19 protein-coding genes, 1 pseudogene and 1 riboswitch are annotated in these 21,352 nt (G+C 59.0%); of the genes and pseudogenes, 12 read left to right on the top strand and 8 right to left on the bottom strand.

The window, feature by feature from the left end; all coding sequences use genetic code 11:
• Positions 1-58: 58 nt before the first annotated feature.
• Together LJD17_RS18645 and solA are read right to left on the bottom strand one after the other, a co-directional pair.
• The gene (locus tag LJD17_RS18645; RefSeq protein WP_227385715.1) at positions 59-1,834 is read right to left on the bottom strand and encodes an HWE histidine kinase domain-containing protein; all 1,776 of its coding nucleotides are present in this window, start codon (positions 1,832-1,834) and stop codon (positions 59-61) included.
• Positions 1,835-2,011: 177 nt separating this feature from the next.
• Positions 2,012-3,232: an N-methyl-L-tryptophan oxidase gene (solA, locus tag LJD17_RS18640; RefSeq protein WP_227385714.1), complete on the bottom strand. Its 1,221-nt coding sequence runs from the start codon at positions 3,230-3,232 to the stop codon at positions 2,012-2,014.
• 123 nt (positions 3,233-3,355) lie between these two features.
• Positions 3,356-3,459: riboswitch (TPP riboswitch) on the top strand.
• A gap of 50 nt (positions 3,460-3,509) precedes the next feature.
• Here solA and thiB point away from each other — a divergent pair.
• The 7 genes and pseudogenes from thiB (at position 3,510) to LJD17_RS18610 (ending at position 10,482) form a co-directional block, all read left to right on the top strand.
• Entirely contained in the window at positions 3,510-4,529 is a 1,020-nt protein-coding gene (gene thiB / locus LJD17_RS18635) for a thiamine ABC transporter substrate binding subunit (RefSeq protein WP_227385749.1), read from the top strand.
• A 9-nt stretch (positions 4,530-4,538) separates the two neighbouring features.
• Positions 4,539-6,113, top strand: a complete 1,575-nt coding sequence (locus LJD17_RS18630) for an ABC transporter permease subunit (RefSeq protein ID WP_227385713.1) — start codon at positions 4,539-4,541, stop codon at positions 6,111-6,113.
• Positions 6,100-6,801, top strand: a complete 702-nt coding sequence (locus tag LJD17_RS18625) for a thiamine ABC transporter ATP-binding protein (RefSeq protein WP_227385712.1) — start codon at positions 6,100-6,102, stop codon at positions 6,799-6,801. Before LJD17_RS18630 ends, LJD17_RS18625 begins: the two co-directional genes overlap by 14 nt.
• 136 nt (positions 6,802-6,937) lie before the next feature.
• Positions 6,938-7,225: pseudogene (locus tag LJD17_RS24400) on the top strand (GGDEF domain-containing protein); the annotation flags it as partial.
• Entirely contained in the window at positions 7,212-7,559 is a 348-nt protein-coding gene (locus LJD17_RS24395; protein WP_406600843.1) for a diguanylate cyclase domain-containing protein, read from the top strand. The pseudogene LJD17_RS24400 and the gene LJD17_RS24395, both read left to right, overlap by 14 nt.
• A gap of 159 nt (positions 7,560-7,718) precedes the next feature.
• Positions 7,719-10,022, top strand: a complete 2,304-nt coding sequence (locus LJD17_RS18615; RefSeq protein WP_227385711.1) for a putative bifunctional diguanylate cyclase/phosphodiesterase — start codon at positions 7,719-7,721, stop codon at positions 10,020-10,022.
• Between the two features lie 166 nt (positions 10,023-10,188).
• Positions 10,189-10,482, top strand: coding sequence for a DUF2218 domain-containing protein (locus tag LJD17_RS18610; protein WP_227385710.1), 294 nt, complete (start codon positions 10,189-10,191; stop codon positions 10,480-10,482).
• Positions 10,483-10,507: 25 nt separating this feature from the next.
• On the opposite strand, the gene LJD17_RS18605 is transcribed toward LJD17_RS18610, so the two are convergent.
• The 4 genes from LJD17_RS18605 to LJD17_RS18590 all read right to left on the bottom strand — a co-directional run bounded on the left by LJD17_RS18605 (position 10,508) and on the right by LJD17_RS18590 (position 14,760).
• The gene (locus LJD17_RS18605; protein WP_227385709.1) at positions 10,508-11,602 is read right to left on the bottom strand and encodes an ABC transporter ATP-binding protein; all 1,095 of its coding nucleotides are present in this window, start codon (positions 11,600-11,602) and stop codon (positions 10,508-10,510) included.
• A gap of 28 nt (positions 11,603-11,630) precedes the next feature.
• A complete protein-coding gene (locus LJD17_RS18600; protein ID WP_227385708.1) occupies positions 11,631-12,464 on the bottom strand; it encodes a carbohydrate ABC transporter permease in 834 nt (277 codons plus the stop codon).
• A 7-nt stretch (positions 12,465-12,471) separates the two neighbouring features.
• Entirely contained in the window at positions 12,472-13,434 is a 963-nt protein-coding gene (locus LJD17_RS18595) for a carbohydrate ABC transporter permease (protein WP_227385707.1), read from the bottom strand.
• A gap of 63 nt (positions 13,435-13,497) precedes the next feature.
• Entirely contained in the window at positions 13,498-14,760 is a 1,263-nt protein-coding gene (locus LJD17_RS18590; protein WP_406600847.1) for an ABC transporter substrate-binding protein, read from the bottom strand.
• Positions 14,761-15,161: 401 nt separating this feature from the next.
• Here LJD17_RS18590 and LJD17_RS18585 point away from each other — a divergent pair, with 401 nt between their 5' ends.
• The 5 genes from LJD17_RS18585 to LJD17_RS18565 are packed head-to-tail and all read left to right on the top strand — an operon-like array spanning position 15,162 to position 20,084.
• Positions 15,162-16,055 carry a BadF/BadG/BcrA/BcrD ATPase family protein gene (locus LJD17_RS18585; RefSeq protein WP_227385705.1) on the top strand — a complete coding sequence of 298 codons (894 nt, stop codon included), beginning with the start codon at positions 15,162-15,164 and terminating at the stop codon, positions 16,053-16,055.
• The gene (locus tag LJD17_RS18580; protein ID WP_227385704.1) at positions 16,052-16,834 is read left to right on the top strand and encodes a GntR family transcriptional regulator; all 783 of its coding nucleotides are present in this window, start codon (positions 16,052-16,054) and stop codon (positions 16,832-16,834) included. The genes LJD17_RS18585 and LJD17_RS18580 overlap by 4 nt, the downstream gene beginning before the upstream one ends.
• Positions 16,824-17,873, top strand: coding sequence for an SIS domain-containing protein (locus tag LJD17_RS18575; protein WP_227385703.1), 1,050 nt, complete (start codon positions 16,824-16,826; stop codon positions 17,871-17,873). Before LJD17_RS18580 ends, LJD17_RS18575 begins: the two co-directional genes overlap by 11 nt.
• Positions 17,873-19,000 (top strand): N-acetylglucosamine-6-phosphate deacetylase, encoded by a 1,128-nt coding sequence (gene nagA / locus LJD17_RS18570; protein WP_227385702.1) that lies wholly within the window; start codon positions 17,873-17,875, stop codon positions 18,998-19,000. Before LJD17_RS18575 ends, nagA begins: the two co-directional genes overlap by 1 nt.
• 16 nt (positions 19,001-19,016) lie before the next feature.
• Positions 19,017-20,084 carry a Gfo/Idh/MocA family oxidoreductase gene (locus LJD17_RS18565; RefSeq protein ID WP_227385701.1) on the top strand — a complete coding sequence of 356 codons (1,068 nt, stop codon included), beginning with the start codon at positions 19,017-19,019 and terminating at the stop codon, positions 20,082-20,084.
• Here LJD17_RS18565 and LJD17_RS18560 read toward each other — a convergent pair.
• A complete protein-coding gene (locus tag LJD17_RS18560; RefSeq protein ID WP_227385700.1) occupies positions 20,025-20,531 on the bottom strand; it encodes a GNAT family N-acetyltransferase in 507 nt (168 codons plus the stop codon). The genes LJD17_RS18565 and LJD17_RS18560 overlap by 60 nt on opposite strands.
• Positions 20,528-21,352 carry an ABC transporter permease gene (locus LJD17_RS18555; protein ID WP_227385699.1) on the bottom strand — a complete coding sequence of 275 codons (825 nt, stop codon included), beginning with the start codon at positions 21,350-21,352 and terminating at the stop codon, positions 20,528-20,530. Before LJD17_RS18555 ends, LJD17_RS18560 begins: the two co-directional genes overlap by 4 nt.

Here is a 21,352-nt window from a genome sequence, read left to right as displayed (position 1 = left end):
CGCTTTCCAAACCGAGTGAGGGCTTCGCAGTTCCAGTTCATGGACGCGGGCGCCGCTCTCAGCCGAAACTGGCGGCCCGCGCAAGGCTCTCCTGAGCCATGGGCAGCGGCAGGCTGATCGTGCACATCAGGCCCGATGCGCGGTAGTCCAACACGACCTTTCCGGACAATTCCCGTGAGAGGCTTCTCTCGATAAGGCGCGACCCGAACCCTTTGCGCGTCGGCGTCCTGACCAGAGGCCCTCCTGTTTCCTGCCATTGCAGGACCAGGGTTTTTTCGTCCCAGCCCTCGATGAGATCCCAATGGATGGCCACCCGGCCGCTATCGGCGGAAAAGGCCCCATATTTCACGGCATTCGTGGAGAGCTCATGCAGAGCCATTGCCAGAGGCAGCGCAATCCGCGGAGGCACATGCAGGGCGGGTCCATCGATGACGAAGCGCTCGACCTGCTCGCGCCGATAGGGTGCCATCGCTTCTTCCGCAATGTCGTGGAGATTCACCTTCTCCCAGTTTTCCCGGGTGAGCACGTCGTGTGTCTTCGACAGAGCAAAAAGCCGCGCCTCGAATGTTTCCCGGGCGAGTTTCGGCTCGCCGGCCTTGAAGCTCTGCGCGGCGATGGATTGCACCGTCGCGAGAGTATTCTTGACCCGATGATTAAGTTCATTGATGAGCAGGCGCCGCCGGGCATCGGATTTCGCTCTTTCGACTGCGGCCCATGTCCGTTCGGCGACGTCGCGAACGAGCTCGATTTCAGATTGGGTCCACCGCCTCGGCGTCCCACTGTGAATATACAAGGCCGCCCGCAGCTGCCCTTCCTTCACGAGCGGGACCGAGATGGACGCGATACAATCGAGGGCGGCGTAGGCCGCATAGTGACCTTCGGCCCGCGGATCGGACAAAGCATCGTCGAAGACCGCGGCGCGGCCGGACCTCAAATCACCACAGAGCGCGGGCCCGAAAGATCTCAAGGGATATCGCCCCGAGACATCCGGAGCATCTTCGGTATGCCAGTCCACGAGAGTGGACAAAACCATTGTCGTATCGTCGACGTCACCATAGCCGACGCGATTGACCCCCAGATGACTGCCGAGAGCCTCAGCCACCATCATGAGGATCTCATCGGGGCGATCCGGATCACGAATCTTGTCGCTCAAGGCCAACAGGAACCGTTCGCGGACTTCGCTGTCCTTGCTCGATGTGACGTCCAAATTAACGATGACCGTGCGGACGGGCTTGCCGGATGGATCGGGGAGCGATTGTCCTCGCATCAGGAGCCATCGAACGGACCCGTCTTCCCGTATGATCCGGTATTCGGCCGCCAGCGGTTCCAACGTACGAGAGAAACGGCGCACCTCCTGTTCCATCCAGGCCCTGTCCTCCGGATGGATGAGTTCCCGCCACACGAGCGACAGGTTCGCATCGGCTGTGGCGGGATCGAGACCCACGAGCTGAAACATCTGCGCCGACCAGGATATTTCTCCGGTCAGGTGATCCCAGTCCCAAATTCCGAGGCCGGCGACATCCTGGGCGATCTGAAGGCGCTCTTCCCCCTCGCGCAGCACCCGCAAGACACTCTCGCGCTCGGCTTCGCGAAGGCTCAATTTGGCGGCCATATCGTTGAAGGCGAAGCTGAGGCGGCCAATCGGGGTGTGGGGATCGAAAACCTGGATTCGCGTCTGAAGATCGCCTTTCCGCCACCGATCCACGGCCTGGTTGAATGCCGCCAATGGTCGTTGCGCGGACGCGCGCCCGGCAAACCACGCTACAGCAAGGGCAATGCACCCGATAAAGGCGTAGAAAATGCCTTGTGCGCTGTATACCGGCAGCTCTTCCATCAGCCGAACCCAAGGAGCCCTTCTCGTCACGTACCGCCGAAGGCACGCCCATCATTAAACTGCGGATCCGAGGAAGCAAAGCCGCAAAGATGCTCCTTCGGAAGTCTGTTTTCACAGCAGCACCCGTTGGAATAGTCTCAACGAAGGCAACCGCCTCTCTTCGGCGTAGTCCTTCCGTCAAACGGCCGGTGAAACGCTGTCCCGTAAGGCCTGAAGCCGCTCCTGAAAGCGGGAAAGACCGAAGGGAGAAAGGTCGATACGGCTTTTGCCCTCGGTCACGAGCTCCGCCGCCGCCTCGCCCACGGCTGCGGAGTGTTTAAAGCCGTGTCCCGAACATGGCGAAACCACAAGAATTCTATCATTCTCGGGAGACCGATCGATGAGGAAGTGAGAATCGGGGGTGACCGTATAGAGGCAGGTGGCGGATTTGGCAGCCGAAGGCATCACCCCTCGCAGGCGCCCGGCCAGGTGATCCCTATACATGGCCTGAACTTCTGCAGAGTCGACCGATCGCTCGACCGTCTCGGGAGACGTTACCTCATCATATTGCTCCCCGGCCGTCTTCATGGTTCCAGATCCGGGCATGGACGGAAATCCGTAGAAAAAATCCTTAGGGTCGGCTCCGGGCGCCCATATGAAAACCGGACTTTTCACCCAAGAAGACGTCAGGTCCTCTGTCACCGGGAACCAGTGCATCACTTGACGGCTGGGGGAAAGAAGCCGGTCGAAAGGGTGTCCGAGCAAGGCGGGCGCCCAGGAACCGGCGGAAACGATGACCTGGGAGGCGTCAATAACCCCGTTAGTGGTGGTAATCCGCACTCCACCGCCGGAACGAGCCAAGGAAACCACGCGCGTTCCAAGCTGCAATGCCGCTCCCAGCTCTTGCGCGCGTTTCAGATGGGCCGCGACACAGCGTTCCGGGTTCAAGTAGCCGCCGCCCGGCTCGAAATAGGCGATCTCATCGGTCTGCGGGGTGAACTGCGGATAGCGCGCCCGGATCTCGTCCGCCCCCAGAATCTCATGGGCGATGCCGTAATCCTCTGCCGTCCGCTTGGTCGTCGCCAGAAAGCTCGTCCGGATGGGTCCGCCGGATTGCCCCTCCATCCTGCCGACAATGAGGCACCCCACCGGGCTCAGCAGGGCCTCGCCCGTTTCGGCTTCCAGCTCCCGCCAGATGGCATGAGACCGCAGTGCCAGGGGGACATAGGCGGCCCCCTCCCCGATTGCCTGCCGGGTGATCCGGGTTTCCCCATGGGTCGACCCGCGGTCGTGCGGCGGGGAGAATTGATCGATCCCTATGGCACGCACGGCGCGCTTGGCGAGCTGATACAGTGCCGCCGACCCCATCGCTCCCAGGCCGATCACCGCAACGTCATATTGGGGTAATGGATGTCCCATTCAGCTCCTCCGCATCTGCCCCATTCCAATCAGAATCCGGCCGGCCCAGCAATGGGCTTCCCTCAGAGCCTGGCATCCTTCTCGTCAGCGCTTGTTTGGTTCCTCGAACTGCCGTAGAAGCGAGATCGTCTCACGGGGAGCCCGAAGGGCTGAGAGGCAGCGCAGCTGCCGACCCGTTGAACCTGATCCGGGTCATGCCGGCGGAGGGAATGAGCATGAATAGCAGGAAAGTCTGCATCCCGTGCGCACTGTGCCGCCGATCCGGCTTGTCTTACGCATGGGAGCGTCTCTGATGTTGAACAGACTTGTCTTTGCCCTGACGGCATTTTGCCTTTTTGCCGGCACCGCGGCTGCACAGACCAAACCAATTCTGATGGTTTACACCTATGGCTCCTTCGCAGGCAAATACGGGCCGGGCAAGGCGGTAAAGGAGCGTTTCGAGGCCAAGTGCAACTGTGAGCTCAACTGGATCACGGCGGAAGATGCCGGCAGCCTTCTCGGGCGCCTGCGCTTGGAGGGGAAGGATACGAAGGCCGATGTCGTTCTCGGCCTCGATATGAACCTTGCCGCAGAAGCGAAGTCGTCAGACCTCTTTGCGCCTCATGGCTTGGAACTGAAGAACCTGTCCCTTCCGATCACATGGGCCAGCGATACGTTCATTCCGTTCGACTGGGGATACCTCGCGTTTGTTTATGATTCGACCAAGCTCCCTGAGCCGCCGAAGGGCCTGAAGGAGCTGGTTGAAAATCCAAACGGGCCGAAAATCGTCCTGCAGGATCCGCGAACCAGTGCGCCTGGCTTGGGCTTCCTGCTCTGGATGCAGAAAGTCTATGGCGATCAGTCCGACAAGGCCTGGGCGCAGCTCAAACCCCGTATCGTGACATTCACCAAGGGGTGGTCGGAGGCCTATGGCCTGTTCCTGAAGGGGGAAGCGGACATGGTCATGTCCTACACCACATCCCCCGCCTACCATGTCATGATCGAGAAGAAGAACCAGTACAAGGCTGCTCCGTTCGCCGAGGGTCACTACCTCCATATCGAGATCGCCGGCATGACGCAGACCACCAAACAGCCTGAGCTTGCAAAAGCGTTCATGAACTTCATCCTGTCGGACGATTTTCAATCGGCAATGCCGGAAGGCAACTGGATGATGCCGGTCAAGGCGACATCGAAGGAACTTCCTCAAGCGTTCCGGGACGCGATCCAACCAAGCACGGCGCTTCTTTTCACCCCGGAGGAGGTTCAAAAGAACCGCCGCTCCTTCACAGATCGCTGGCTCAACGCCACGGCCCAATAACGGCATCCTATGCGCTTCAGGCGACCTCATCCTGGAAGCCTCGTAGCTGTCGCCATTGTGGCGCTCCTTGCCGCAGGCTTCTTCGCCCTGCTGCGGGCCGGTGGACATGAAGCCTCATTTCTGTCCATCGGCCCCTATCTTCTGCGGCTGCTCCTCTTCTCCCTTGCCCAGGCCGGGCTCTCGATGGTCCTTTCGCTGGCTCTCGGGAGCGCCTTGGCCCTTGCTTTGGCGCGGCGCAACTTTCCAGGGAAGGATATTCTCTTATCGGCGCTGGGCACGACGATGATCATGCCGGCGATCGTCGCCGTCTTTGCGGTTTTCACCGTTTATGGCAGAAACGGCTGGCTCGCCGAGATCTTGAAAGCGTTGGGCTGGCCAGGTGACATCAATATCTTCGGATATCCTGGCATTCTCATCGCACATGTGTTCCTGAACGCTCCCTTCGTGGCCAAGATCATCCTCGATGCGCTCCATCTGATTCCTGCCGAACAATGGCGGCTTGCTTCAGCGCTGGGTTTCTCCTCCGGTCAGATTTTTCGCCACCTCGATTGGCCGGTTTTCCGGGCAGAGCTTCCGGGCCTCGCCAGCCTCGTGTTCCTGCTTTGCTTCAAGAGTTTCGCCATCGTGCTGGCATTGGGTGGCGGACCGAGTCGCGCGACCCTCGAGGTGGCGATCTACGAAGCCCTCAAGGTCGACTTGGATTTCGCCCGCGCCGCCTGGATCGCTCTGATCCAGGTCGCCATCTGCCTGACCGCCACTCTGGCCCTCCATGGAGTTCTCGCCCGTCCTCCTGTCGCCACCACATCACGGACGACAATTTCGCGTCCCGATGCTCCCAATCCACCCTTGATGATCCTTGACGGGTTTGTCCTGACGGCGGGACTTCTGTTTATCGCCCCGCTGGCTCTGAGCATCTTTACCGGTCTTGGACATATAACGGCGGTCCTCGACGAGGACCTGCTCTTCGCATTGCTCACAAGTCTCGCGATCGCCGCCATGGCCTCCACATTGGCCTGCTCACTCGCCCTGGCTCTCGGCGCAGCGGTTCGAACTCACCGCGTCGGTTTTGGCTCTCCCCGTTGGGCGGCTGTGTTCGACCTTATTCCGAATGCTCTGCTGGCGGTTCCACCCTTTGCCCTGACCGCCGGACTTTTCCTCCTGATTCGCCCATTTGTGGATTCAGCCGTCGGTGGGTTGATCCTTCTCCCCGTTGTGAACGGCCTGGGGGCCTTACCGTTCGCGTACCGTTATGTCGCCCCTCGGCTCCTCCTGGCGGAGGAGCGCTATGGCCGCCTTTCGTCGTCGCTCGGGCTGACGGGCCTCACCCGAGCCCAGATCGTCGACTGGCCGCTTCTGCGGCGTCCCCTCGGGTCTGCTTTCGCCCTGGCGGCGGCGCTCTCCTTTGGCGATTTCGGGATCATTGCTCTTTTTGGCGGTCCGGAGCTCCGAACATTACCCTACCTTCTCTACGAACGATTGGGAGCCTATCGGTTCGAGGAGGCATCCGCGATCGGGCTCCTTATTCTCTTCGTTGCATTCATGCTGGCTCACATGTCTGGTCGATGGTCTCATGCTCCTGATTGATCAATGCCGCCTGACCTGGCCTGACTTTTCCGCAGATTACTCCCTCAAGGTCGAGGATGGAGCGCTGTGCGCCCTCATCGGCTCTTCCGGTGGAGGCAAAACGACGCTTCTGCATCTGATTGCGGGCTTCGAAACACCGCAAAGCGGGACGTTGACGTTTCGTGGAAGCGACCTGCTCCCCTTGCAGCCCTCCCAAAGACCTGTGGCCATTGTCTTTCAAGATCACAACCTTTTCCCTCATCTTTCCGTGGCCCGGAACGTTGCGCTGGGATTGCGCCCCTCCCTTCGCCTTGAGAAGGCGGAATGGGCTCTCGTCTCGGAAATGTTGGAAGCAGTTGGACTGACGGGGTACGATCACCGCAAACCGGGAGAGATGTCTGGCGGACAGCGTCAAAGAGTTGCGTTGGCGCGAGCTATGGTCTCGAAGCGGCCGATCATCTTGTTGGACGAACCCTTTAGCAGCTTGGATCCTCAATTGCGGCGCAGCATGATCCAGCTTGTTGATGAGTTGCGCAAAAGGCAGAGCATCACGGTCATCATGTCGATCCATACCCCTGAGGAAGTGGCGGATGTGGCGGAGCAGATGGTACTGATCGACCACGGGAGAGTCATTCAGGCCGGTTCCCCTCCCGAAGTGCTGCGCACCTTCCATTCGCGGAGCTCCACAGCGCCCGATCTACCGGTCTGACACAGCAGATCGAACAAAGCAGGCTGTTGCGTCCGGCATAAGAGCTGACGTCGAAAGCTCTGCGGCATCGTTCACGGTAACTTTATTCAAAGCTTGCCGTTGGTTGAAGGCTGTTTGAGTGTCCTGAGCTTGAGCGTTGATTATTAAGCTACTTCAAAAGATCTCCGGCAAATGGCGCTTCATTCTTCTTCAAGCACATCAGCCTCGGGCAACGACAAGGGACATCACTCGCCGAAAAGGTGTCGAGGAACGCATCAAGAGCCTTGCTGGCGAGGACCCTCCGACTGGACCTGCGAACCGTCGCGCTTTCCAGAGCCTGCTCGCCGTGACCGCCGCTCACGTAAATGAAAATTCTCCTGCGGCGCTGATGCTTCTCGACATCGATTTTTTCAAGCAGGTGAACGACACCTATGGCCGCGATATCGGAGACCTTTCATCAAAGACATTACGGCCGGAATTCAGGGTCAGATCAGGACCGGGGACATTCTGGCGCGCATCGGCGGCGCGCTGGCTTTTATTCTCTCCACGCGGCAGAAGACAACGCAAAAGCGACCGCCACGCGTATTGTACAGGTCATAGAAGAGCCCTTCCGCTTCGACGTCCAGGAATTGAGGTCTAGTCTCAGCATAGGAATTGCGGTTCTGCCCCAGGATGCGGCGGATCCATCAAGCGCACTTCAAGCGGCAGATCAGGCCCTCTATCGCTCCAAACGCCAGGGACGCACACGTTTTGGTGACCATTCCGATCTACCCTTGTGAGTGGCGCTGTCTTCGTGGCTGCGTAGCTTGCCGCCTGCCGCACTTCTTTTGGATGAAAATCTTTATCTTTGTTGAGCTTAAACAAATTTCCTGGCACGCTTCCCCTTGCGCAACATGAGAAAGCAGACGTAACTGGATGACCATTCCCTATGTGATCTGATGCCAGGAACGTCCACCCAAGCCCTGACCCTTTTTGGCGGCGAGTTTTCTGCTCCCGAACGCGAGTCCGTCTTTCAAGCCGAACGGCTTCCCGACACTCTCAGGCACACACGCCTGCTGTTCTTGCTTTCGGCTGTTCTCAACACGCTCTTCTTCATCAGTGACTGGCGCTTCCACGGCACCTCTCACTTTTATGTCGCGATTCCTGCCCGTACTGTGGTCGTGCTGATCGCTCTGCTGTGCCTTTGGTTCCTGCGCAAAACGACGAGCTTCCAGGGCGCTCAGAAAGTAATGATCGCCTGGGAATGGGTCACCGCCGCCGCGGTGGGCGTTCTGGTGAGTTCACACAGCGACCTTGCTCTTTTCGTCGTTCTGATGCTGCCTTCGATTTATTATCTGGTCGTGCCGACCGCCTTTCGCTGGTCGATGACGTCAGGCGTTGCCTGCAGCGTGATGATGCTGATCGGGTATCTGTCGCCAGGGGGCCCCGAGACGCCCGTCATCGGCCTCATCCTGGCCGTCGTCACACTGAACGTCGCTCTCGCCCTTGTCCTCACCCGCTCCAATCGTCTCCAGCGAACGGAATGGGCTGCCACACAGGCGGAACGTCGGGCGAACCAGGAGTTGACGCAAAGCCGAGCCATGTTCGAGACCATGTTCAAGACGGTCCCGATTCCTCTGGTGGTCGTTCGAACGAACGGAGAAATCGTCGATTCGAATGAAGCAGGAACCCGCTATTTCGGCGCTCACTGGAAATCGCTCGGCATCCAGTCCGTCGATGAGGTCTACATCAATCCGGCTGACCGAAAGGCTTTCGTAGAAGCGATTCAGAAAGACGGACAGGTCACTGATTTCGAGACTTTGATCCGTCTTGCCGACGGGTCCATCCGGACTGTCCTTCTTGCAGGAAGGCTTATTGATATCAATGGCGCCCCGCATATCATGTCGGCCGCCATTGACATCACAGAGCGCAAGGCGGCCGAGGAAAGGTCCTGGCGAGTCGTGAGCCATGATGCGCTCACGGATCTTCCCAACCGCGCGTTTTTCCAGGGGCGTCTCGAGCAAGCTCTCGCCGAGGCAGAGCGGCAGGGGACCGGGGTTAGCCTGCTGCTCATCGATCTCGATAAGTTCAAGGCGATCAACGACAGCCTCGGCCATGACGCGGGAGACGTTCTCCTGAAGGGGGCGGCAGATCGGCTCCGCCGCCTGATAAGAGACGACGACACCATCGCGCGCCTGGGAGGCGATGAATTCATCATCGTTATCGCGGATCCGGCGCCTCTTGTACGGGCTCGCGAACTTTCCGAACGAATCCTCACTGAACTTCGGCAACCCATTCCGTATGGCGCCGAACTGCTCACATGTCATGTCAGCATCGGGGTCGCGAGTTTTCCGGCCCATGGCAGCAAGCCTTCCGAGCTCATGAAAGACGCGGACTTGGCCCTCAACGCGGCTAAAGCTCGTGGGAGAAACTGCGCTGTTGTCTACACGCCGGACATGCGCCTTCACGTGGAACATAAGGCCACGGTCGCAAGAGGCATACAGGAGGCGTTGCAATGGGGCCAGATCGTGCCCTTTTATCAGCCGAAGGTGGATCTCTCGAATGGGCGCGTTGTGGGCTTCGAAGCCCTCGCCAGATGGCGGCACCCACAATATGGCCTTCTCACGCCGGCCGCCTTCTCAAGCGCGTTTGAAGATCCGGAATTGTCCATCGCGGTGGGCGAAAGCATCATCCGACAGGTCGCATCCGATATCCGCCGCTGGATCAACCAGGGCTGCGATTGTGGAAGAGTTGCCGTTAACCTGTCTTCGGCTCAATTCAACTGGATCGGCCTCGCCAAGCGTTTTCTTGAGGTCTTACAATCGGCCGATGTTCCCAACCATCGCCTGGAAGTGGAGATTACCGAAACTGTCTTTCTTGGGCGCAGTGCCACGCATGTAGCCAAGGCGCTCAAGCAGTTTCACGATAACGGCATTCGCATTGCGCTCGATGATTTCGGGACGGGCTATGCCTCGCTCATTCACCTCAAGCAGTTTCCGGTCGACGACATCAAGATCGATCAGAGCTTCGTGAGGGATCTGGAAACCGATGCGGAAAACGCCGCCATCGTTCTGGCCGTCATCGAGCTCGGGATGAGCCTCGGGATGGATGTTATTGCCGAAGGAGTCGAAACTGTCGAACAGGCTCGGTTTCTCAAGGAAAAAGGTTGTCAGCAGGCACAAGGGAATTTCTATGCGGCTCCCATGTCGGGGAAAGACGTTCCTTCGTTCCTGAAATCCTGGGAGCCCCCACCTCTCTCATGAGGAACCGGATTATTTTTACGATATAACGATTAAATTCAGTTATTTATGAGCACCTTAGCAAAAATCTTGATTGAAATTCATTCCTGACCTAGGGCATTTTATACCTTCCAGCCATGGTTAACTTACTGAACGCCCGAAATGGGAATTTTTCTGGGGAACTAACGTGATGCCAGCCTTCAGGTCAGAGGCCAGTATCGGAACAGAAGTGCCGGACCGCTACCTTGTCCAGCTCTGCAAGCAGTTCTCCGAAAACGTCCCTGCCACCTACTCAGACACGAAGGGGCGGGCGGAATTCAGTTTCGGGCATTGCACGATGGAGGCCTCAAGGCGCTACTTGACCCTGATCGTCGAAGCTGAAGACGAGCAGTCTTTGGCACGCATGCAACATCTGGTCGGCCTTCGCCTCGAGCGTTGCATGTGGCGGGAAAAGCCGGTCATTAATTGGGTTCGCAGCGCCTGACTGATTCGTCCCCAGACGATGGGGTCTAAGGCTTCACGTCCATCCGGAGCGACCGGCCTTCCGCATCGAAGACATGGGTGGATCGTGGGGAAAAATAAGCCTTGAACAGATCGCCGGCCGCGATATGGGCTTCTCCTGGAGCCCGGACAACGACATCGTCCTGGCTTGCAAGCTTCATGTACACGTAGCTTGCCTCCCCCAAACGCTCGACTGCGTCGACGCGACCCTCGAGGGCAATGGCGTCCGCCCCCTGCTCTGCCATGTGCTCGGGTCGAATTCCGACCGTGACCATGTCCCCTACGGCTAAGTCCTTTCCGGAAAGATCGACTTTCATCTCGGCGCCGGCGAAGCCGATGGTCACGCTCTGGTTCGAAATGCCTCGAACTTCTCCCTTGATGAAGTTCATCCTTGGCGAACCGATAAAGCCGGCGACGAAGACATTGCAGGGGCGGCGATAGAGGTCGAGAGGAGCGCCGACCTGCTCGATTCTCCCATGATTGAGCACCACGATCTTCGAGGCCAGCGTCATGGCCTCGACCTGATCGTGCGTCACATAGATCATGGTCGCACCGAGCTCTTGATGAAGCTTGGCGATCTCGATTCGGGTATTCACCCGCAAAGCGGCATCAAGATTGGAAAGCGGTTCGTCGAAAAGGAAGACGCTCGGCTTTCTTACGATGGCGCGACCGATCGCGACACGCTGGCGCTGCCCTCCGGAGAGTTCTCTCGGCTTGCGATCGAGAAGGGCGGACAGCTTCAGGATCTCGGCGGCCTGCCTGACGCGCCTGTCAGCTTCAGCCTTGTCCGTCTTCGCGAATTTCAAGCCGAACGCCATGTTCTTGTAGACCGACATATGCGGATACAGAGCATAGGATTGGAAGACCATCGCGATCTTGCGGTCTGCCGGCGGCAGCTCGTTGACGCGCCTGCCGCCGATGCGGATCTCGCCGGCGCTCACGGATTCGAGGCCGGCGATGATACGCAGCAAGGTGGACTTTCCGCACCCTGAAGGGCCGACGAAGACGACGAATTCTCCGTCCTCGACAGTGAGATTGATGTCGCGAAGGATGTCCACAGGACCGAACGACTTCGCAAGTCCGTGGATTGAAACGTCAGCCATGGGTTGCCACCTGAAGAGGAGGTCTCTGCTACTTGACAGCCCCGGCCGTCAGGCCGCGGACGAGATAGCGCGAGAACAAAAGATAGAGGACGAGGATGGGAGCGATTGCCAGGGTCAGGGACGCGAGGACTGCATTCCAGTCCGTTACATATTGACCGATGAACTGCTGAACTCCCAACGTGACCGTCTGCTTGCCGTCTCCAGGCGAAAGAATGAGAGGGAACCAAAGGTCATTCCAGATGGGAACCATGGTGAAGACGGCGACAGTCGCAATCGCAGGACGGATGAGAGGCAGGATGATGCTGCCGAAAATCCGGTACTCGCTCACGCCGTCGCATCGCGCTGCGTCACGCAGATCCTTTGGAATTTGCTGAATGAACTCGCTGAGGATCAGAACCGCAAGAGGCAATCCCTGGGCGACATAGACCAGGATGAGAGCTGTCAGCGTATTGACGAGGTTCAACTCCACCATCATGCGCAAAATGCTGACGCTACCCAATCTGATCGGGACCATGATCCCGATCGCCAAGTAGAGAGAAATGAGGGTGTTGCCGCGGAAGCGGTATTCCGTCAGCGCCCATGCTGCCATGGCCCCGATGAGGACGATCAACCCCAGGGACACGACCGTTATGGTCAGGCTGTTGATGAAGTAGAGCCCGAAGTCGGATTTCGCAAAGACCTGATCGAACCCGATGGTCGTGAAAGTCCGCGCATCCGGAAAACCAAGAGGATCGGCGAAAATCGCCCGACGGGTTTTAAAGGCATTGAGAACGATGAGCAGGATCGGCCCAATGGCGATGATGGTATAGAGAATGAGAGCTATATGGACGGCCAGCCGTCCCGGCCTGATATACCGATTCATGACGCCCTCAAAATGTATGTCTTTGCAGCCGCCGCTGGATGCCGAACAGATAGATCAGCACGCCGATCAGAATGACGATCAGCATCGCCGTGGCGACGGTCGCCCCCATCGTGGGACTCCCCACCTGGAGCTGATAGCCGAAGAAAGTCCGGTAAAAGAACGTTCCTAGAATATCCGTCGAGAAGTTTGGACCGGCGAGAGCGCCTTTCACCGCATAGATCAGATCGAATGCATTGAAATTGGCCACAAAGGTCAGGATCGACACAACCCCCAGGGTCGGCAGGATGAGCGGCAGACGGACGAACCAGAACACGCTGAAAGGACCGGCTCCATCAACGGTCGCGGCATCCAGGAGATCGTCCGGAATATTGATGAGGGCGGCATAGATCAACATCATCGGAATTCCGACGAACTGCCAAACCGAGATCAAGGAAATCGTTATCAGCGCGGTCGATTCCTGCCCGAGCCATGGCCCGAAGAAGCTGCCGAGTCCGACTGCCTTCAGGAGGCTTGGCGCGATGCCCCAAAGGGGGTTGAGCATGAGCTGCCAGACAAAACCGATAATCACCACGGACAGCATCGTCGGCAGAAAGATCAGGGTCCGATAGACGCTTCCGCCCGTAAGCCGCGGCAGGCTGAGCAACATGGCCAGGCCCAAGCCTATCCCGTTCTGCACAACCATATGAACCCCAAAGAAGAACAGGTTGTTGCGGAGTGCGTTCCAGAACTGTCCGGACCAAGTCGGATCGGACAGCAGCATCCGAAAGTTATCCAGTCCGGCAAAATGCTGCGCGCCCGTCTGGTCTCCGGCATAAAAGCTGAGGCGGATCGTATCGACCAACGGGTAGATCGAAAAAATCGAGTAGATCAGGAGCGCAGGCGCCAGAAAGACGACAATATGAAGCGGGAGCCGCGAACGTGCGGGCGCTGCCACGAGAGGAGCGGTGGTTTCGAAGGAGGTTGTCGACATCGAGATCGCACCCGAACAAGGGTGCGGCAGCCCCTAAAGAGACTGCCGCACGAAATGGAGCGATTACTTCTTGTGAGGCTCGTACCAGCTGGCCAACCCGTCCTCGGCCTTCTTCGCGGCCTCCTCGGGCTTCATGGTGCCATTGAGGACCTGAGCACTCACATTCCAAAGCTCGTTCTCGAGATTCGGCGTTCCACGGGACAGGATCTGATAGGAGTTCCGGATGGAGCTCTCACAGGTATCACGCCATCCCACGAACTTGGCCGCAACCGGATCCTTCACCGTGACCTTTTCCTTTGTAAGCGGGAAGAAGCCCGGCAGAGCATTCGCATAGATATCCGCGAACTCGGAAGAAGCGATCCAGCTCAGGAAGGTCTTTGCAGCCTCGACATTCTTCGACTTGGTATTGATGCCCAGCGCGATATCGGTGTGATCGCTGATATAGCACTTGCCCGAAGCATTCGGAGCGGGAGGAGCGAAGGCGTCAAATTCGAAATCCGCCTGCTTGCGGAAAATCGGGATATCCCATGACCCGGCCGGGTAAATGGCCGCTCGCCCAAGCGTGAAGAGATTTTGCGTATCGGGATATTTCTGCGACTTGAATCCGTCGCCCATATAAGGCGCCCAGCTGGCAAGCTCGGTAAACGTCTGAACATAGGGAGCGTCAGTGAACTTCTGCTTTCCCTCGATCAGCGCCTTGCGGCCTTCCTCGCCTTTCCAGTAATTCACGCCGATGTTCTGGAAACCCATCGTTGCGGCTTCCCACTGATCGGCGGTGCCCATGGCGATCGGCGTATATTTGCCATTCGCCTTGATCTTGTCGAGCACGGCATGGAACTCGGCGACGGTTTTCGGCGGTGTCAGCTTGAGTTCGTCGAAGATGGCCTTGTTGTAGATGAAGCCATGGATGACCGAAGCCATCGGCATGCAGAACGTGGTCTTTCCGTCGTCGGTGGACCAGGCACTTTTCGCCACGTCCGAAAAGTTATCCATTCCCTTAACGTCGTTTACAGAAACGAGATGCCCCTTCTTGAAGAGATCGAGGGAAGCATCGAAGGGCCGGCACGTGATGAGATCCCCGGCCGTCCCGCCCGCCAGGCGGGCGTTGAGAGCCGCGTTATACTCGGTCGGCGGATCGGCTTTGAACTGTACCTTGATATTCGGATATTTCTTGTTGAAGGCCGGGATGATCTGGTTATTCCAAACATCGGCATCGTCGTTGCGCCAGCTTTCGACCGTCAACGTTTGAGCTGAGGCTCCATGGGCGAAAGCGAGTGCCGAGGCCGCCACCGAAGCTGTGGCCAGAAAGCGTCCGGCTCGTTTCATGAAATCTTTGGATTCAAGAAAGCTCATTGTCGTTCTTCCTCCGTCAGGCCTTAGGGCGCCTGCCATGACCCGTTCCATTATCCCTCGACTTGCCTTGTGCGGGTTTTTCCGCATTCTCAAAGGCTCTCCCGAAGTTCATCAGACTGTTCCACTCGGAGCCAGAGCGGGCAAGTGATCTTATATTGGTATCGCCGTCAGATGAGGCCTGCAAGATCCCCTGTTCCCAGCCCCATAGAACCATTGTCCTATCTTCAACGCGCGCTTCCGTCGTGTAATACTGTCATGTTAAGTTTGCAAATCGCAAGAGAGCCGGTCAAAAAATTGCGCTCTTCACGAAGTGGACATTAAGTGGCATGGTGCCGGACCGAGATGAAGTTTCGAGTCAGGCGCGGCCTCACCACATGACGGATTCCTTATTTCTTGGCATTGATGGGGGCGGCACCAAGTGTCGGGCACGCCTGCGCGATAGTGATGGGAACCTTCTCGGCGAGGGGATCGGCGGGCCGTCGAACATCAGGCTCGATCCCGATGTCGTTTGGGCATCGATTCTCTCCGCCAGTCGCGCTGCCCTTGCGGAAGCAAATCTTCAGGAATTCGATTTCAGCAGGATCCATGCCGGCATGGGCGCCGCGGGAGCAGGACAAACGAGTGCGGTGGAACGCCTTTTGTCCCGCTCACACCCATTCGGCTCCTTCTCGATCGACACCGATGCCCATACGGCATGGTTGGGTGCATTCGGGGGTGGCGACGGTGCGATTCTGATCGTCGGTACAGGCTCTTGCGGCTATGGTGTCGTAGCCGGTGAACGACGCTATGTCGGTGGATGGGGCTACGAGATCTCCGACGAGGGCAGCGGCGCCGCCATCGGGCGCGAAGTCCTGCGCCACACCATCTGGGCTTATGACGGACGCATTCCGTCGACACCTTTGTCGGATGCGATTCTGGGCGAGTTCGGTCACAGTCCTGAAGCGATCGTGGACTGGGTCGGCAAGGCACGGCCGGCCGATTATGCCCGCTATGCACCTCTTGTGCTTGAACATGCTCAGCGCCGCGACCCGCTCGGCCTTGTCCTGATCGAAGAGGCGGCTCGACAGATGGCTCAGATCGCGACACGGCTGCTCGACCTCGGCGCGCCGGCACTCTGCCTTTTCGGCGGGTTGTCGGAACCGTTGCGCCATTGGCTCGCTCCGCCGCTGCAGCAGGTCATCGTACAGCCGAAGGCCGACGCGATGGACGGCGCCATTCTTCTTGCGCGGCAAACGACCCATACGTCTTCGCCGAGGAGGCCGCGATGAACAATGAGGCTCCGGAAGCCTTAGCGTTGGTCTCATTGGACGAGGGAAATCCGACGCCGCTTTACCTTCAGCTGCAGCAATCCATCGAGGATGCGGTACGAAAGGGAACCATCAAGGCGGATGATGCCCTGCCGGGGGAGCGCGACCTTGCCAAACAGCTTGGGGTCTCGCGTGTTACCGTGCGGAAGGCTATCACGGGCCTCGTGAAGAAAGGCGTCCTCGTTCAACGCTGGGGGTCTGGCACTTTCATCGCACCGCACATGCGACTGGAGCAGCCTCTTTCTCGCCTGTCCAGTTTTACGGACGACATGTCGGCTCGAGGCCTGCCGTCCTCTGCCATTCTCCTCAGCCGTTCCATCGGGCAGGCTTCACCGAACGAATTGATGGCTCTTGGCCTCTCCCCCGGGGATCAGGTGAGCCGCGTCAACCGCCTTCGTCTGGCAGACGGAATTCCGATGGCGATCGAGCATGCTGTCGTTCCAAGCCGTTTTCTTCCGGATCCATCTCTCGTCAAGCAGTCCCTCTATGCCGTTCTCCATGAGCAGGGAGTGCTTCCGGCAAGGGCCCTGCAAAGGCTCCATGCTGTACTTCTTTCCGACGAGCAGGCCTCCTTGCTCCAGGTGCCGATCAAGAGTCCTGCCCTGTATATCGAACGTCGCTCCTTCACCGCAACGGGAGAGGCGGTCGAGTTCACCTCGTCCTACTACCGGGGCGATGCTTATGACTTCGTAGCGGAGCTGACGATCAGCCCGCCGGACCGGACCCATCATGATGCCTGAAATCAATTCCTCAGCTTCCACCGATATGCTGCGCGAAGCGCGCGAGGCGCCTCAGGTGGTCGCACGCCTTCTTGCCAGCAATGCGGACCTTTGCCGTGATTTGGGTGAACGCCTCCGCGCAGCACCGCCTCCCTTCGCGGTAACCTGCGCCCGCGGAAGTTCCGACAACGCGGCAACTTTCGCCAAATACCTGCTGGAGATCCATTCCGGTCTCGTCACGGCCTCTGTGGGGCCATCGGTGACCTCGGTCTACGAAGCACGTCCCCGCATGCGGGAGGCGCTCTTTCTCGCCGTCTCTCAGTCAGGCCGCAGCCCGGACATTCTGAATCTCGCGCAAGCAGGTCGCAATGACGGCGCGCTGACCGTGGCGCTCGTCAACGATACGAGCTCACCTTTGGCAGCCACATGCGAAGTCGTCCTGCCTCTCCACGCCGGGCCCGAGAAAAGCGTTGCAGCCACGAAGTCGTTTATCGCGGCCCTTGCCGCATCGCTCCAGCTCGTGGCGCATTGGTCTCAGGACTCGGATCTTCTCGCGGCCCTGGAGAGCTTACCGGACGTTCTCGAAAAAGCTGCTGCTCTGGACTGGTCGGCAGCCCTTCCGCTTCTCGCGCGGGCCGACAACCTGTTCGTCGTCGGCCGGGGTGTCGGCTTTGCAATGGCGCAGGAAACGGCCTTGAAATTGAAAGAGACCTCCGGCATCCATGCCGAGGCCATGAGCGCGGCCGAGCTGATGCATGGTCCCTGGGCTCTCGCGGGGGGCCACTTCCCCGTCCTGGTTCTGAGCCAGCGCGACGAGACGCTCAGCGGCGTTAGCGATCTTGTCACGAAGCTGAGCGATCAGAAGGTGCCCGTCATCGTCGCCGGGGCGGCGGAGGGCCCTGCGGCCGTCACGCTGCCGTCCGTCGACGGGATCCATCCGTTTATCGCACCCATCGCCCTGATCCAGAGCTTCTACCCTCTCGTGAACGCCATCGCGCAAGGCCGTGGCCATAACCCGGACGCCCCTCCCCGCCTGCGCAAAGTGACGGAGACCGTCTGATGATCTACGCGCTGACCGGCGCTCGCCTCTTCGACGGCGAAAGCATGTTGGAAGGGCGGGCGGTTGTTGTCGAAGGCGGCAGGATCGTCGCCGTTCTTCGCGAGGGGGAGCTGTCGGCACGGATTGAGCGCCGCGCGGTTGAAGGTCTCCTGGCGCCGGGCTTCATCGACGTTCAGGTCAACGGCGGCGGCGGCGTTCTGTTCAACGATGTGCGAACCGTCGAAGGCTTGCGCACCATGGCGGAGGCACATCGGCAATTCGGCACGGTCGGACTTCTCCCCACCTTCATCACGGACACCCGGGAGCGCATGGCCGAGGCTGTCAAGGCAATGCAGCAGGCCCTTGCGGCGCGGATCCCCGGCGTTCTCGGAATCCACGTGGAAGGCCCCTTCATCAATCCGGAACGAAAGGGTGTGCATAATCCGGACTATATGCGTCCGATCGACGATCAGGACATCGCCATCCTGACATCCTTGTCCGAGGGCCGGACTCTGGTAACCCTCGCGCCGGAGAAGAACAGCCCTGACGCCATTTCGAAACTGGTCCGGGCAGGAGTTTTGCTCTGCGCAGGGCACACCGCCGGAAGCTACGCCGATGTGCTCGAGGCCTATAGCCATGGCCTGCGCGGATTCACGCACCTCTTCAACGCCATGCCTCCCTTGATGGGACGCGAGCCAGGACCTGTCGGAGCTGCCTTGGATACGAAAGAGACCTGGTGCGGCCTGATCGTCGACGGACACCACGTCGACGATGCTTCGCTTCGGATCGCGATCGCGGCAAAAGGGGTGGACCGGATGATGCTGGTGACGGACGCCATGTCCGTTACCGGAACGGCGATGCAGAGCTTTGAGCTGCACGGCCGAACGATCTATCGCAAGGATGGAAAGCTCACGACAGCCGACGGGACCTTAGCCGGCTCCGACCTCGATATGGCGAGCGCGGTCCGAAACACCGTTCATCGCCTCGGTCTTTCCGTGGGGCAGGCTCTTCGGATGGCTTCTTTCGTCCCGGCAGCCTTCCTGCGCCTCGACCACGAATTCGGCCGCATCGCGCCTGGCTATCGGGCAAGCCTCGTTTTGCTGGACGACGATCTCACGGTTCGGCAAACCTGGATCGACGGGGATTAACACAGGAGACCATGCCATGGGCACACAGCGGGTTCTGGTTGTCGGCCTTGGAAATATGGGCTTGTCTCACGCGCAGGCCTATGACCGGATCGAGGGCTTCGATGTGGTGGGCCTTTGCACGCGCAATATCGAAGGCATGGCATTGCCAAGCTCCCTCCATAAGGCGCAACGCTTTACTCACTTCGAGGAAGCGCTCACCTCCCTCAGGCCCGACGTCGTGTCCATCAACACCTGGTCGGATACCCATGCCGATTATGCCGTCAAGGCCATGGAAGCAGGCGCACATGTCTTTGTCGAAAAGCCGCTCGCTGACAATGTCGCGGATGCGGAGCGCGTTGTCGCCACGGCTCTCCGGACAAACCGCAAGCTCGTGATCGGCTATATTCTGCGTCATCACCCGTCCTGGATCAAATTCATCGAGATTGCCAAGACGCTGGGATCCCCCCACGTCTTCCGCATGAACCTCAACCAGCAATCAAGCGGACCGGCTTGGGAGGCCCATAAGCGTTTGCTGCAGTCCCTGTCGCCCATCGTCGATTGCGGCGTGCATTATGTCGACGTCATGTGCCAGATCACCCGTGCCAACCCTATCCAGGTTCATGCTGTCGGAACCCGCCTGACTGACGACATGCCGCCGGGCATGTACAATTACGGGCATCTCCATGTCAGCTTCGATGACGGCTCCGTGGGCTGGTACGAGGCCGGATGGGGGCCGATGATGAGTGAGACGGCCTACTTCGTGAAGGACGTTATCGGTCCAAAAGGTAGTGTCAGCATCGTCATGGCGGAGACGGCGGGAGATATTCGCTCGGACGATATCAATGCACATACCAAGACGAACCGGATCCTGCTGCACCATGCCGACCTGACGCCGGATGGAACATTCGCTCGGAGAGACGAGCATATCGATACGGCCGATGAGCCTGATCATGATGCCTTGTGCGAGCGGGAACAGCGATTTCTCCTGCGGGCCATCAACGAGAATTTGGATCTGACCGATCACATGAACGATGCGGTCCGCTCCTTAAGGATTGTCCTTGCTGCGGATGAAGCTGTCAGGACTGGCCGTGTCGTTGCTTTGTGACACCGCGCTAAAGGGCTTCTTATAGAGAACGAAATTGCGGCTTCTGCCTGCGAAGTCACGCTCGTATTCATGGACGACGCGCCAGCCGTGCCGCTCATAAAACTGGCGCGCATGGCGATTGTCCCGGAAGCATTCCAGACTCGTTGCCCCGAGCCGCTCCGCTTCCCGGAGGAGCAACGCTCCGCCGCCACGCCTGCTGGAGCGAGGATCCATGAACAGCATGTCGATGTGCCCCTCCGTCATGAGAAGAAATCCTGACGGACTTTCGCCGGAAAAGGCGACGAGCATTCGCTCCCAGGATGTCTCAAAACGCTCCGCAAAGAAGGCGGCGTCTCGTGTAGACAGAATCTCGTCTTCGAGAATTCCCGCAAAGGCCGAGCGGTAGGATAGCTCGGCGATCAGCGCGAGTCTTGGAATATCCTCGCGCTTCGCCGGCTCGATCCTCATGACTGACCCCGGAGGCGCGGATCGAGAGTATCGCGCAAGGCATCACCGAGCAGGTTGAAGCCGAACGACAGAAAGAGGATGGCAAAACCTGCGAAAATCGCGCTCCATGGCGACAGTTGCAGAAAATTGCGCCCTTCTGACAACATCAAGCCGAGAGATGGTGTTGGCGGCTGTGTGCCGAGGCCCAAAAAGGACAGCGATGCTTCCACGAGGATCGCGGCGGAAAGCAGAAGACTTGTCTGCACCAGGATGACGGAAGCAAGGTTGGGAAGGATGTGCAGAAAGATAATGCGCTTATCCGATGCGCCGATGGCCTTCGCGCCCGCGACATATTCACTTTCGCACAGAACCAAGGCCGGTCCGCGCAGGAGGCGGGCGAAGATCGGGGTGTAAACCACCGCGATAGCAGCGGCCGCGCTATAGGTATGAGGCCCCAAAACGGCGATGATTCCGATCGCGAGGAGCATGACCGGGAAGGCAAAAAGCACATCCATGATCCGCATGATGATGCGGTCGAGCCAGCCGCGATAATAGGCAGCCATGAGTCCAAGGGTGCCGCCTGCCAGAAGGGCTATGCCGACGGCCAGCACACACGCGATCAAGGAGGTGCGGTATCCGTAGAGGATGCGGGTCAGCACGTCCCGCCCAAGCTGATCGGTCCCGAGCCAGTTCAAGGCGGTCGGCCCTCTGAGACGGCGAGCGATACTTTGAGCCATGGGGTCATACGGAGCGAACCAAGGCGCGCCGAACGCGAGAACAACCTGCAAGACGACAAGAATGATCGCGAATGTGAGGAGCTTGCTTCTGGCCAAACGCGACAC

It is taken from the genome of Microvirga rosea (genome assembly GCF_020595095.1).
Lineage (GTDB): Bacteria > Pseudomonadota > Alphaproteobacteria > Rhizobiales > Beijerinckiaceae > Microvirga > Microvirga rosea.
Note: the sequence above shows the minus strand (reverse complement) of the source record. Positions and strands in the feature narration are given on the sequence as shown.